This window comes from Pantoea stewartii subsp. stewartii, from assembly GCF_008801695.1.
Classification (GTDB): Bacteria; Pseudomonadota; Gammaproteobacteria; order Enterobacterales; family Enterobacteriaceae; genus Pantoea; species Pantoea stewartii.
In genome coordinates, this window is record NZ_VZPF01000053.1 from 24,669 (window position 1) to 37,613 (window position 12,945).

Here is a 12,945-nt window from a genome sequence, read left to right on the forward strand (position 1 = left end):
CGGTGTCGCTTACGCGGTCGGTCATCAACTGGCCCTGGCGACAGCCTGTGGCTCTGGTCCTTGTTTTGCTCCTGAGTCTGGTGCTGGGCGGGCTGCCGTTTGTCATTGTGGCGGCCAACCGGCTGGTCAGCGGCCAGTCCCTGATGCTCTGGCAAACCGCACACGGCAGCCTGGTGCTCCCGCTGTGGCTGATGCTGGTGGCACTGTTATGGATACGATCGTCTTCCCTGCGCAGCGCCCTGCAATTCCTCACCGCCGCCCTGCTGTTGGCGGCGCTGACTGGCGTGTGCGGCGATCAGGCAACATGGGTGGCGGAGCAGGGTAGCCGTCTCGCGCGTACCCGTTTTGCCAGCGGCATGTGGTGTGCAAGTGCCACTACGCTACTGCTCATCACGGATACGGTGCGTCAGTTAACCAAACATAAGCGCTGGCAGCTTGTGCTGAATCTGTCGGTCTGGATCATCCCTCTGTTTCTGCTGTTCAGCGGTCAACTTTCACAGCTATCTCTGCTTAAAGAATATGCCAGTCGTGAGGCGGTGTTCGATGCCGCTTTACTGCGCCATCTGACGTTATTAGTTGGCACCGTTCTGCCTGCCTTACTCATCGCGTTGCCGCTTGGCATAGCGCTCTACCGACGGCCTGGCTGGCAAAGCAGCGTGTTTGGCGTACTGAATGTCGTTCAGACAGTGCCCTCAGTGGCGTTGTTTGGTTTACTGATTGCCCCGCTGGCGGCGCTGGCAAAACGTGTTCCCCTGGCAGGTGAATGGGGCATCAGCGGCATTGGGATGGCGCCCGCGATCATCGCCCTGGTGTTCTATGCGCTGTTGCCGCTTGTGCGCAATGTGGTGACCGGTCTGCAACAGGTGCCCCCTGACGTGCGCGAAACTGCGCGCGGCATGGGGCTGAGCCGCCGCCAGCAGTTCCTTGCCGTTGACGTCCCCCTGGCGTTGCCAGTGTGGCTGGCAGGATTACGTGTGGTGGTGGTGCAGACGCTGGGCATGGCGGTGATCGCGGCGCTGATTGGCGCAGGCGGATTCGGCGCCATTATTTTCCAGGGATTGCTGAGCAATGCGCTGGATCTGGTGCTGTTAGGCGTGATCCCGGTCATTGCGCTGGCGGTCGTGCTGGATGCGTTATTTCGGGTAGTGATAGCCCTGCTGGAGCGAAGCGATGATTGAGTTTGAGCGCGTCACAAAATACTTTGCGGGCCAGGCGGCGGTGAAAAATCTTTCTCTGACGCTTGCCGAGGGAAGCTTTAGCGTTCTGTTGGGGACGTCGGGTTCCGGCAAGTCGACCACGCTGAAAATGATTAACCGCCTGGTGGAGTACGATCAGGGCGATATTCGCTTTCGGGGGACGTCGATTCGTCAGCTGGATGCGCAGGTCCTGCGCCGACAAATGGGCTATGCGATTCAGTCGACGGGGTTATTTCCCCACTGGACGATCGAAAAGAATATTGCCACGGTGCCCGCCTTGCTTGGCTGGCCGAATGCACGCCGCCAGGCACGAATTGCGGAACTCATGACGCTACTGAATCTGGATACGGCCTTATTGCGTCGCTATCCGCATCAGCTTTCCGGCGGGCAGCAGCAGCGCGTCGGGGTTGCCCGGGCGCTGGCAGCCGATCCCCAGGTGTTACTGATGGATGAACCGTTTGGTGCACTGGATCCGGTAACGCGCAGCGCGCTACAACAGGAAATGTTACGTATCCATCAGGTCTCCGGCTGCACGATTGTGTTGGTGACGCATGATATTGATGAAGCCCTGACGCTGGCCGACAACATCGTGCTGCTCCATGACGGTGAGATCGTTCAGCAGGGGAAACCGCTGACGTTGCTGACCCGGCCAGGCAACGATTTTGTCCGGGATTTTTTTGGCCGCAGTGAAAGAGGACTGCGGCTACTGGCGCTCGGACAGGTCGGCAGCGTGGTGCGTCATGGCGAATGGCTGGAAGCAGAACCGCTCAGGGCAGATCTGACGTTACGTGAGGCGCTGTCGCAGTTTATCAGTCGCGGCACCGATAAATTGCCGGTAGTCGATGGCGATCACCGCCCGCTTGGTGTGCTTCACTTCGCTGACCTGCTGCATCATGCGGAGACGGGCCGATGCGACGGTTAGCCGATCCGCTGCTGTGGCTGGTGCTGCTCTATCTGGGACTGCTCTGGGCGATGCCCTACAGTGGCCCGCTGTTTGCCGCCTGGTTTCCTGAACTTGCGCGCCCACTCTACCAGCAGGACAGTTTCTGGCAACTCACCCTGGCGCACCTGTTTTTAGTGGTCGTAGCCAGTCTGCTGGCAACCGTTATCGGCGTCGGCGTCGGCTGTGGCGTGCTGGCGACGCGTCGCAGTGGCCGCGCTTTCCGCCCTCTGCTGGAAACCATTGCGGCAGCCGGTCAGACCATCCCGCCTGTGGCCGTGCTGGCCATTGCGATACCGGTGATGGGATTTGGCGCCTGGCCCGCGATCGTGGCATTATTGCTCTATGGTTTGCTGCCCATCCTTCAGGGCACCTTAGCAGGGCTGGACAACGTGCCTGCCAGCAGCCGGGAGATTGCCGTAGGGGTGGGAATGAGCCGTTGGCAGCGCTTATGGCAGGTGGAGCTCGCCCTGGCCGCGCCGGTGATTATTGCGGGAATGCGCACGTCGGTGATTATCAATATCGGTACGGCAGCCATCGCCTCTACCGTAGGGGCAAAAAGCCTGGGATCGCCCATCATTATTGGATTAAGCGGCTTTAATACCGCCTATGTGCTGCAGGGCGCTTTACTGGTCGCACTGTTGGCGATTGTCTGCGATCGCCTGTTTGAACGGCTACAGCGCAGATTTAGCGTGAATGGACGATGAGCGAATAGCCAACCAGCATCAGCCCACTGGTTCCGCCAAGCGCCAGAATAGCAAACAGCGTGGCGAAAAAGGTTTTTTTCCAGTTCATAAATAACCTGAAGGTGTTGATGTGAAGGCGGGGATGATAGCGCGCGCAAGGCAGCCGTCATAGTGCCGAGCGTGCGTTTTTGTGTCAGTGAGCCTCATGCAAAAGAACAGAGAATCCCTGCTCCTGCCAGTGCGACAGTTGTTCCTGCTGACGACGCGTCAGTTTTTTCCCCGTAAAAACAAACATATTCAGCCCGGGAAACAGCTCCGGTCGCGGAACATCCAGCGGTTCTGACAGCACATCAATCCGCCAGCCGTGCTGGGATAACCGCCAGCCTTCCAGCCAGATGCGGGTTCGATCCTCAATGCCCCAGCCAATGATCAGCGCTTCCTTGCCTGCCTTTTTGCGATTACTGGCAAGACAGAACGCCACATAGTCGATCAGAATGCCGTCCAGCAGGCTGCACATCGTGCGGGCCGTATTCTGATCAAGGCTGAGTTTTTGCCTTACGGGCATAAAAACATGATCGATCAACGAATCGACTGCATATTCGCGACCAATTAAGGCGATTTTATTGCGTAGCTTTGCCGGTCTTACATGGCGCAGTATGCTGATAAGCTCGTCCTGCATGGCCGTCCAGCCATCATGCGTATCAACATCGCCGCCTTCCAGTAGGGCTTTTACCTTGCCTACCGGGACTCCACTCTCAATCCAGCGCATAATTTCCTGGATGCGCTGAACATCTTCTTCATCGAACTGTCGATGACCGCCTTCAGTACGTTGTGGTTTCAATAATCCATAACGTCGTTGCCAGGCGCGTAAGGTAACCGGATTTATGCCACAGCGCTCGGCGACGTCGCCGATACTGTATAAGGTCATATTTACCTCTTTCACTGACCTGAATGAAACCACCATAGCGAAGCCTGTTAAGTTGTACAACCAATTTTTAAATGTACAACTTGACGGCTGCGCTTAAATGGTGTCCTATCTCATTTGTGAGAATTAAATTTCATAATAGAGATAAAAATGGCTGCTGATAACACTGAACAACGCCTCGCGGCTCGCCTGGCAGAACTGCGCATAAAACAGGGCTGGTCACTGGATGAGTTATCCACCGCAACAGGCATTAGCCGGGCAACATTATCGCGTATTGAGCGCGCTGAAACCAGTCCAACGGCTGCTCTCCTGAACCGCTTATGCGTCGCTTACAGTTTAACAATGTCACGCCTGTTGAGCGAAGTTGAAGAAGGTAACGATCTGCTGATTCCGCGCGATCGCCAACCGGTCTGGCAGGACGAAGCCAGCGGTTTTATTCGCCGTAACGTATCGCCGCCTGCGGCCACCTTCCGATGTGAGCTTATTGAGGGAACGCTGCGACCGGGTGCCCGTATTGATTATAATGCGCCGCCCGTGCAGGGCATGGAGCAGCATATCTGGCTGCGACAAGGGCAACTGACGGTAACGATGGGCGCGCAGAGCTGGACACTCGGTCCGGGCGACAGCCTGCGTTTCCATCTTACGGGCGCATCCGGCTTTCAGGCGCATCTGACTGAGGGTGCGCGTTACCTGCTGGTGGTATGTAAACCATGACACTCTATGAATCACTCAGCGCCGGTGCGGCGCACCAGGCGTTAAGCGAGCTGGTCGAGGTTTTACAGGCCTGTGTCGCCGACGGGGCCAGCGTCGGGTTTATCGATCCCGATGACCGGGCGGCCATTCATCAGTTCTGGCAACGTCAGCTTGCCGGACTGGAACAGGGCCAAAGTGAGCTGCTGGTCGCCCGTCAGCATGGCACGGTTATCGCGACGGTTATGCTGAACGCGAGCGCAATGCCGAATGGCCGACACCGGGCCGAGATCAGTAAATTATTAGTGCATCCCCGCGCGCGGCGGCAGGGCATTGCACGCCAGTTAATGCAGCAGGCAGAGCAGCGGGCACGCCAGCAGGGGAAACGCTTACTGGTGCTGGACACGCGGCGTGGCGATGTCGCCAGCGAGCTTTACCTGGCGCTGAACTGGCAGGTGGCCGGATTTATTCCTCTCTATGCGGAATCCATTCACGGTGAGATGGACGCGACCACGGTGATGTTTAAACTGCTGACGTAGCGGATGTGCTGCGAGAGTGCGCCGGGTCAACGGGATCGGCAATCAAACATGCATTGCGCCGCGCGGTTTGTCCGGTGCTCAGCCCGCCCGCCTCGCCGCCCGTTTCTGAAGCGGGCACGAAAAAACAGACCTGAAAGCTGACGACACCGCAATACTGTGTAAAAATACAGGCCAATGAGTAACACGGTAATCTGAACATGGCCCTGACAGCAGCAATAAAAAGCCAGATAGCACAGTGGTACAAAGCGCTGCAGCAACAGGTGCCCGATTTTATTCCTCGCCCGGCCCAGCGTCAGATGATTGCTGAGGTGGCAAAATGCCTGTCGGGTGATGACGGTCGTCACCTGGCCGTGGAAGCGCCCACGGGCGTGGGCAAAACCCTTTCTTATCTGATCCCCGGTATCGCCGTCAGCCGTGCCGAAGAGAAACGGCTGGTGATCAGCACGGCCAACGTGGCCTTGCAGGATCAAATCTTCAGCAAAGACTTGCCGTTGCTGAAAAAAATCATTCCGGATTTAACCTTTACAGCGGCCTTTGGGCGGGGACGTTACGTCTGCCCGCGTAACCTGGCTGCGCTGGTGGCGGATGATCATCAGCAGGCTGATTTGCTGTTCTACCTGGATGATGACGCGGTCAGCAGCACCAAAGACGAGCAGATCCTGTGCGGACGGCTGCAAAAGTCACTCGATCGCCATCAGTGGGATGGCCTGCGCGATCACAGCGATGAAAACGTCAGCGACAGCCTGTGGCAGCGCCTGTCGACGGATAAAGCCAGTTGTCTGGGCGTGCATTGCCGCTGGTATCGGGAGTGTCCGTTTTTTATCGCGCGACGTGAAATCGAGCAGGTCGATTTGGTGGTCGCCAACCACGCGCTGGTGATGGCGGCAATGGAAAATGAATCGGTATTGCCGCCCGCCAAAAACCTGATGCTGGTGGTGGATGAAGGCCACCATCTGCCCGACGTGGCGCGGGATGCGCTGGAGATGAGCGCGGATATTACGCCGGGCTGGACCAGCCTGCAGCTCGATCTGTTTGTCAAACTGGTCGAGGCGATAATGAGCCAGATGCGGCCCAAATCGCCGCCTCCGCTGGCCAGTTGTTCTGAACGCCTGAAAGCGCACTGTGATGAACTGCGCGAGTTACTGACCGTGATAAGCGATGCATTAAGCCCGCTGTTACCCGCGCATAATCAGCCCGGCGAGTTTCGCTTTGTACTGGGCGCGTTGCCTGAGGATGTGCTGGCGCTGTGCGCGCGTCTGTTTAAGCTGAGCGATGCGCTGCGCGGGCTGGCGGAGGGACTGATCAACGCGCTGAGTGAACAAACCGGCAGCGTTGATCTGGTCCGTCTGCATCGCAATTTATTGCAGCTTAACCGCCACTTTGGCTGGTTTGAATCGGTCAGCAAACTGTGGCGGCTGGCCGCGATGGAGAAAGCCTCTGGCGCACCCGTCTCCAAATGGATTACCCGCGAGCTGCGTGAGGGGCAGGCACATCTCTTGTTTCACTGCGCAGGCATTCGCGTCTGCGATCAACTGGAAAAAATGCTGTGGCGGAAAATCCCGCATGTGGTGGTGACCTCTGCGACACTGCGCTCATTAAACAGTTTTACCCGCCTGCAGGAGATGTCCGGGCTGAATGAAAAGGCCGGGGACCGCTTCGTGGCGCTGGACTCGCCGTTCAGCCACGTCGACCAGGGTAAGCTCGTTATCCCGCAGATGCGCTACGAGCCGCTGATGGCGAATGAAGCAGCCCATATCGCCGAGATGGCGGCCTTTTTTCGCCAGCAAATGCAAACCGATAAACACAAAGGCATTCTGGTCCTCTTTGCCAGCGGTCGGGCCATGCAGCAATTTGTCGAGGCGTTGCCCGAGTTGCGCCTGATGATGCTGGTGCAGGGCGATCAACCGCGTAGCCGGCTGATCGCCCTGCACCGTAAGCGGATAGAACAGGGCGAAACCAGCATTCTGATTGGTTTGCAGTCCTTTGCCGAGGGGCTGGATTTAAAAGGCGAGCTGCTCAGCCAGGTGCACATTCATAAAATCGCTTTCCCGCCCATAGACAGTCCGGTAATTTTAACCGAGGGAGAGTGGCTAAAAAGTCTCAAACGCTATCCGTTTGAAGTGCAAAGCCTGCCCAGCGCCTCCTTTACGTTAATTCAGCAGGTCGGGCGCTTAATTCGCAGCCACCAGTGCTATGGCGAAATCGTGATTTACGATCGCCGTCTGCTGAGCAAAGCTTACGGTGCCCGGCTGTTAGCCGCGTTGCCCGTGTTCGCCATTGAACAACCGGTGACGCCTGAGCCTGAAGCCCTGAAGGCCCGATCCAAACCTGGCGCGCGCAAACCGCGTGCGACGCGGCGTTAAGTCGGTACCACTGAACGGAAACGAGTGATGGAACTGAATAAAATTATCAAAGAAGTCGGGCGTGGTAAGAACCATGCACGTGATATTGATTTCGACAGTGCCGTTGCACTTTACGGCGCTATGCTGGACGGCAGCGTACCGGAACTTGAAATGGGCAGTATTTTAATTGCCCTGCGTATCAAGGGCGAGGGCGAGGCGGAGATGCGCGGATTTTATCAGGCGATGCAGGCGCGTATGCTGCGCCTGCAGGCACCCGCAGGCCGTCCGATGCCCGTGGTCATTCCCAGCTATAACGGTGCGCGTCGTCAGGGCAATCTGACGCCCCTGCTGGCGCTGGTGCTGAACCGGCTGGGTTTGCCGGTGCTGGTTCACGGCGTCAGCGACGATGCGACGCGCATCACCAGCGAAGCGGTGTTTGCGGCGCTGGGCATCATGCCGGTCACCACTGCAGAGCAGGCGCAGACGTTGCTCGACAAGGGCGAACTGGTGTTTATCACCATCGATCACCTCTGTCCGCCAATGGCAAAACAGCTGTCGCTGCGCTGGCGCATGGGCGTCCGCAACAGCGCCCATACGCTGGCAAAACTGGCCACCCCGTTTGGCGAACGCGAGGCGCTACGCCTGTCGAGCGTCTCGCATCCCGAATATGTGCCGCGGGTGGCAACGTTTTTTAATGATATCGATGCCCCGGCTATTTTGCTGAATGGTACAGAGGGCGAGGTTTACGCCAATCCGCAGCGCTGCCCGTCCATCAGCTACGTGGGCGGTGCTGGACAGCAGGCCGAGGTCTGGGTGGAGAGGCAGCCGGAAATCAGTGTAGCGCTGCCCGCGGACAAATCGGCAGAGGAGACCGCGCGCTGGACGCAGGAGGTGCTGAATCAGCAACGTCCACTGCCCGCCTCGCTGCGTCTGCAGATTGCCTGCTGCCTGCGTGCCAGCGGTGAGGCGGCGACGCTGCAGGCCGGTCTGTACAGGCTCGCGCCAGCGGGTTTTTAAGCGCGCGTCTTTGGCAGAGCCTGTTCCACCAGGTTCTGCCAGAACTGGATTCCGGTCGGAATCAGCGCATCATTGAAGTCATAATGGGCATTATGCAGCGGTGCGGAGGGCGTTGCGCCATCGGCACCCAGCCAGAAGTAGGCGCCAGGGCAGGCTTCCAGCATACAGGCAAAGTCTTCCGAGGCCATGGACGGATTCACCTGCCAGCGCACCTGGCCTTCGCCGAAGGTACTAACGGCAACGTCATGCACCTGCTGAGCCGGGCCAGCATGATTCGCCGTTACCGGATAGCCGGGCAGCCAGTGAATGGCCCCACCCACGCCAAAAGGTTTCGGCAGCGTCGTCACAAAATCATCAACAAGGGCATGAACCCGTTTGCGCACGTCGTCCTGCAGACAGCGCACCGTTCCGCGCAGAACAATCTGCTCCGGAATCACGTTAATCGCCTCACCGCCCTGAATCTGGGTGACGCTGACAACCGCAGATGACAGCGGCGACAGGCGACGTGAGGGAATAGTTTGCAGCGCCAGGATCAGTTCGGCGGCGACCACCATCGGATCGGCACCGCTCTCCGGCATGGCCGCATGGCAACTTTTACCGCTCAGGGTGATTTCAAAGGCGTCCAGCGAGGCCATCATTGCGCCGGGATTGACGGCCAGCGATCCCAGCGGTAAGCCCGGCCAGTTATGCATCGCGTAAACGGCATCCATCGGGAAGCGCGTAAATAAGCCCTCTTCGACCATTTTGCGTGCACCGCCCAGATTCTCTTCCGCCGGCTGAAAAATGAAATGCACAGTGCCGCTGAAGCGACGCGTAGCCGCCAGATGTTTTGCTGCCGCCAGCAAAATTGCCGTGTGACCATCATGGCCGCAGGCATGCATCACGCCGGGCGTGGCAGAGCGCCAGGCCGCATCACCTTTCTCGTTGATCGGTAGCGCATCCATATCCGCGCGCAGGCCGATAACCGGTCCGGCGCCATTTTCCAGCGTGCCCACCACGCCGGTGCCAGCCAGACCGCGAAACACCTGCAGGCCTGCAAGTTCCAGCTCCTGCGCGACCTTATCGCTGGTCTGATGTTCCTGATAACCCAGTTCAGGTTCGCGATGAAACTGATGGCGCCAGCGCAGCGCTTCGTCAAGCAGGGCAGGGGAAAGAGTCATGCAGTATCGCGCTCCATATCATTCAGGAAGCTTCACTTTAGAGATCTGACAGCGGTACGTCTATTACCGAAAAGGCGAAATGGGATGACAGGCTAAATCAAAATGGAATAAGAAATAAGCAAGTGTACAAAAATGCAGTCGTTTATGCCGGTTCTCGTTTCACGCACAGAAAGCCAATACCGATAAGGCTGTCTTCGCAGGACGGATCGGCCAGCAGGGGCACGGCACAGGCTCCCGTTAAGATCCATCGTACTCTGGCATTCGATGACGCCGTGGGTTTAGCAAGATTTATGGACTCAATATCCGGATTGTCGTACGTTCATTGCCGTCTGACGTGGCTTGATGTGACAGCAGGCTGAGGCTGCACGGTTCCGGCATGGTGCTCGCCGGAACCGCGCGTTTTGATACCGTTATTGCATCGGTAAGTTCAGACCGTGCTTTTGGGCACAGGTCTGCGCCAGTTCATAGCCGGCATCGGCATGGCGCATCACGCCGGTGGCGGGATCGTTCCACAGCACGCGGCCCAGACGCGCATCTGCCGCTTCACTGCCGTCACACACAATCACCACGCCGGCGTGCTGAGAGAAGCCCATGCCCACACCGCCGCCGTGGTGCAGACTGACCCAGGTCGCACCGCCCGCCGTGTTAAGCAGGGCGTTCAGTAATGGCCAGTCAGAGACCGCGTCCGAACCGTCTTTCATCGCTTCGGTTTCACGGTTGGGCGAGGCGACGGAACCGCAGTCGAGATGATCGCGGCCAATGACTATCGGCGCTTTCAACTCGCCGGTGCGCACCATGTCATTAAAGGCCAGCGCCGCAAGATGGCGTTCGCCCAGCCCCAGCCAGCAGATACGTGCCGGTAACCCCTGGAAAGCGATGCGTTCCTGCGCCATATCCAGCCAGCGATGCAGCGTTTTATGTTCAGGGAAGAGCGCTTTGAGTTTAGCGTCCGTTTTATAGATATCCTCCGGATCGCCAGACAGGGCCACCCAGCGAAACGGTCCTTTGCCCTCGCAAAACAGGGGACGGATATAGGCGGGCACAAAACCGGGGAAATCAAACGCGTTGCTGACACCTTCATCCAGCGCGACCTGGCGGATATTGTTGCCATAATCCACAGTAGGGATGCCCATGTGACAAAAGTCGAGCATCGCCTGCACATGCACCGCCATGGAGGCGCGGGCGGCTTTTTCTACGGCTTTAGGATTCGCCTTACGTTCCTGCTCCCAGCGCGACACATCCCAGTCAATCGGCAGATAGCCGTTGACGGGATCGTGCGCCGAGGTTTGATCGGTCACGATGTCCGGCTTCGGCCCACCGGCTTTGGCGCGTTTCACCAGCTCCGGCAGGATTTCTGCCGCGTTGCCTAACAGACCCACGGAGATTGCCTTCTTCGCCTGCGTGGCCGCGTGGATTAACGTCAGGGCTTCATCCAGCGAGGTGGCTTTGTGATCGACATAGCGGGTGCGTAAACGGAAATCGATACGCGATTCCTGACATTCAATGGCCAGCACGCAGGCCCCGGCCAGCACGCCGGCCAGCGGTTGGGCACCGCCCATGCCGCCTAATCCGGCCGTCAGGATCCAGCGTCCACTTAAATCATTGTTGTAATGCTGACGTCCGGCCTCGACAAACGTCTCGTAGGTGCCCTGTACAATCCCCTGCGCACCGATGTAAATCCAGGACCCGGCGGTCATCTGGCCGTACATCATCAGCCCGGCCTTATCCAGTTCATGGAAGTGATCCCAGTTGGCCCAGTGTGGCACCAGATTGGAATTAGCCAGCAGTACGCGTGGCGCATCCGCATGGGTGCGAAACACGCCAACCGGCTTGCCCGACTGGATCAGCAGGGTTTCGTCGGGTTGCAGCACCTGTAGCGAACGTAAAATTTGCTCAAAGCATGCCCAGTTACGCGCGGCTTTACCAATCCCGCCATAGACCACCAGATCCTCCGGGCGCTCTGCCACATCGGGATCGAGGTTGTTCTGAATCATGCGGTAGGCCGCTTCAATCAACCAGTTTGCGCAGTGCAGTGTATTTCCACGCGGCGCACGAATCTCGCGTGCTACCACTTTTGCCAGGGTTTCGCTCATGACGGATTCCTTATTCAACTGAATGGGTGCCCATGCTGGGTAACAATGCGGTGAGTGCCTGCGGCCAGTCGCAGCGGCTTGCCCACTGGCGCATCGCTTCGATGTCCGGTGCCAGCAGGCGGTCTTCCTCAAGGAAGGCGACGCGTTCGCGGATCGTGCCAATGGCCTGTTCTATCAGTGCAGAACTTTGCAGGGGACGATGAAACTCAATGCCCTGGGCCGCTGCCATGGCTTCAATGCCGACTACCGCCGCGCTGTTAAAGCACATGTCGCCCAGTCGGCGGGCGGCATAGGTGGCCATCGACACGTGATCTTCCTGGTTAGCCGAGGTAGGCAAACTGTCGACGCTGCCGGGATGCGCCAGCGATTTATTTTCGGAGGCGAGCGCCGCCGCGGTGACCTGAGCAATCATAAAACCGGAGTTCACGCCGCCGTCGCGGACCAGGAAAGGGGGCAGACCGGACAAACCGGTATCCAGCAGCAGGGCCAGTCGACGTTCAGAGATGGCGCCCACTTCGGCGACGGCCAGGGCAATAATGTCTGCGGCAAAAGCCACGGGTTCAGCATGGAAGTTGCCACCGGAGATCACATCACCGGTTTCGGTGAACACCAGCGGGTTATCGGACGCGGCGTTGGCTTCAATCTGCAGGATGCGGGCGGCATGGCTGAGGTTATCCAGGCACGCTCCCATGACCTGGGGGACGCAGCGGACAGAGTAGGGATCCTGCACGCGCCCACAATGGGTATGAGAACCCAGGATCTCGCTGCCTTCAATCAGGGCGGTGACGGCGGCCGCCACGGCAATCTGGCCATGCTGGCCACGCGCCTGATGAATACGCGCGTCGAACGGTTTTAATGAGCCTTTAATCGCTTCCAGCGACAGCGCGCCCGCCATTAAGCCTGCGGCAAACAGATTTTCCGCTTCGAACAGGCCGCGCAGTGCCAGCGCAGTCGATACCTGGGTACCGTTGAGTAAGGCCAGCCCTTCTTTGGGACCCAGCACAAACGGCGTCAGGCCCACTTTTGCCAGACCTTCCGTCGCCGGAATGCGTTCACCGTTGACCCGTACTTCACCTTCACCTAAATAACTGCTCGGAATAGTAGATCACTTAGAGGGAACTCAGTCCGGTTTATGCGATCTGATCAATCGCTGAATATCCCAAATCACCAGCCGGACTGAGCAATGTCGATCATAGCACCAATACCCAGAACCGAACGACGCCTGATGCAGAAAACTATCCATAAAACAAAGGACAAAAACCACGCCCGGCGGCTCACCGCCATGCTGATGCTGCATCGTGGTGACACCGTCAGTCATGTTGCCAGAACACTCTGCTGTGCCCGCTCATCGATTGGT

Annotated in this window: 10 protein-coding genes and 2 pseudogenes; 8 read left to right on the forward strand and 4 right to left on the reverse strand. The window is 58.3% G+C overall.

The window, feature by feature from the left end:
* Positions 1 to 2: 2 nt before the first annotated feature.
* From F7Q90_RS16075 to F7Q90_RS16085, 3 genes are read left to right on the forward strand one after another with little or no spacing between them, the layout of a single operon-like run.
* On the forward strand, positions 3 to 1,178 hold the full coding sequence (locus F7Q90_RS16075; RefSeq protein WP_044241743.1) for an ABC transporter permease: 1,176 nt from the start codon (positions 3 to 5) through the stop codon (positions 1,176 to 1,178).
* Positions 1,171 to 2,118: an ABC transporter ATP-binding protein gene (locus tag F7Q90_RS16080; RefSeq protein ID WP_006118577.1), complete on the forward strand. Its 948-nt coding sequence runs from the start codon at positions 1,171 to 1,173 to the stop codon at positions 2,116 to 2,118. The genes F7Q90_RS16075 and F7Q90_RS16080 overlap by 8 nt, the downstream gene beginning before the upstream one ends.
* Positions 2,106 to 2,843, forward strand: a complete 738-nt coding sequence (locus F7Q90_RS16085) for an ABC transporter permease (protein ID WP_006118576.1) — start codon at positions 2,106 to 2,108, stop codon at positions 2,841 to 2,843. The genes F7Q90_RS16080 and F7Q90_RS16085 overlap by 13 nt, the downstream gene beginning before the upstream one ends.
* 172 nt (positions 2,844 to 3,015) lie before the next feature.
* Here the strand turns inward: F7Q90_RS16085 and F7Q90_RS16090 are convergent, their stop codons facing one another.
* Entirely contained in the window at positions 3,016 to 3,750 is a 735-nt protein-coding gene (locus F7Q90_RS16090) for a MerR family transcriptional regulator (protein ID WP_006118575.1), read from the reverse strand.
* Positions 3,751 to 3,897: 147 nt separating this feature from the next.
* Between F7Q90_RS16090 and F7Q90_RS16095 the strand changes: the two genes are divergently transcribed.
* From F7Q90_RS16095 to ybiB, 4 genes are all read left to right on the forward strand, one after another.
* A complete protein-coding gene (locus tag F7Q90_RS16095; protein WP_006118574.1) occupies positions 3,898 to 4,461 on the forward strand; it encodes a helix-turn-helix domain-containing protein in 564 nt (187 codons plus the stop codon).
* Entirely contained in the window at positions 4,458 to 4,976 is a 519-nt protein-coding gene (locus F7Q90_RS16100) for a GNAT family N-acetyltransferase (protein WP_006118573.1), read from the forward strand. The genes F7Q90_RS16095 and F7Q90_RS16100 overlap by 4 nt, the downstream gene beginning before the upstream one ends.
* Before the next feature lie 197 nt (positions 4,977 to 5,173).
* Positions 5,174 to 7,339 (forward strand): ATP-dependent DNA helicase DinG, encoded by a 2,166-nt coding sequence (gene dinG / locus F7Q90_RS16105; RefSeq protein ID WP_006118572.1) that lies wholly within the window; start codon positions 5,174 to 5,176, stop codon positions 7,337 to 7,339.
* A 27-nt stretch (positions 7,340 to 7,366) separates the two neighbouring features.
* On the forward strand, positions 7,367 to 8,335 hold the full coding sequence (gene ybiB, locus F7Q90_RS16110) for a DNA-binding protein YbiB (RefSeq protein ID WP_006118571.1): 969 nt from the start codon (positions 7,367 to 7,369) through the stop codon (positions 8,333 to 8,335).
* Here the strand turns inward: ybiB and F7Q90_RS16115 are convergent.
* From F7Q90_RS16115 to F7Q90_RS16125, 3 genes and pseudogenes are all read right to left on the reverse strand, one after another.
* Positions 8,332 to 9,495, reverse strand: a complete 1,164-nt coding sequence (locus F7Q90_RS16115; protein WP_006118570.1) for a M20 aminoacylase family protein — start codon at positions 9,493 to 9,495, stop codon at positions 8,332 to 8,334. The genes ybiB and F7Q90_RS16115 overlap by 4 nt on opposite strands.
* Positions 9,496 to 9,905: 410 nt before the next feature.
* Positions 9,906 to 11,588, reverse strand: coding sequence for a urocanate hydratase (gene hutU, locus F7Q90_RS16120; protein WP_006118568.1), 1,683 nt, complete (start codon positions 11,586 to 11,588; stop codon positions 9,906 to 9,908).
* A 10-nt stretch (positions 11,589 to 11,598) separates the two neighbouring features.
* A pseudogene (locus F7Q90_RS16125) lies at positions 11,599 to 12,672 on the reverse strand (aromatic amino acid lyase); the annotation flags it as partial.
* Between the two features lie 99 nt (positions 12,673 to 12,771).
* Here F7Q90_RS16125 and F7Q90_RS16130 point away from each other — a divergent pair.
* Positions 12,772 to 12,945, forward strand: a pseudogene (locus tag F7Q90_RS16130) (IS630 family transposase); the annotation flags it as partial.

What these genes read in the sequence shown, in the direction of transcription:
- F7Q90_RS16090 (WP_006118575.1), bottom strand. Translation starts at nt 3,750, where the DNA reads ATGACCTTATACAGTATCGGCGACGTCGCCGAGCGCTGTGGCATAAAT.
- F7Q90_RS16085 (WP_006118576.1), top strand. Translation starts at nt 2,106, where the DNA reads ATGCGACGGTTAGCCGATCCGCTGCTGTGGCTGGTGCTGCTCTATCTG.
- ybiB (WP_006118571.1), top strand. Translation starts at nt 7,367, where the DNA reads ATGGAACTGAATAAAATTATCAAAGAAGTCGGGCGTGGTAAGAACCAT.
- hutU (WP_006118568.1), bottom strand. Translation starts at nt 11,588, where the DNA reads ATGAGCGAAACCCTGGCAAAAGTGGTAGCACGCGAGATTCGTGCGCCG.
- dinG (WP_006118572.1), top strand. Translation starts at nt 5,174, where the DNA reads ATGGCCCTGACAGCAGCAATAAAAAGCCAGATAGCACAGTGGTACAAA.
- F7Q90_RS16115 (WP_006118570.1), bottom strand. Translation starts at nt 9,495, where the DNA reads ATGACTCTTTCCCCTGCCCTGCTTGACGAAGCGCTGCGCTGGCGCCAT.
- F7Q90_RS16080 (WP_006118577.1), top strand. Translation starts at nt 1,171, where the DNA reads ATGATTGAGTTTGAGCGCGTCACAAAATACTTTGCGGGCCAGGCGGCG.
- F7Q90_RS16100 (WP_006118573.1), top strand. Translation starts at nt 4,458, where the DNA reads ATGACACTCTATGAATCACTCAGCGCCGGTGCGGCGCACCAGGCGTTA.
- F7Q90_RS16095 (WP_006118574.1), top strand. Translation starts at nt 3,898, where the DNA reads ATGGCTGCTGATAACACTGAACAACGCCTCGCGGCTCGCCTGGCAGAA.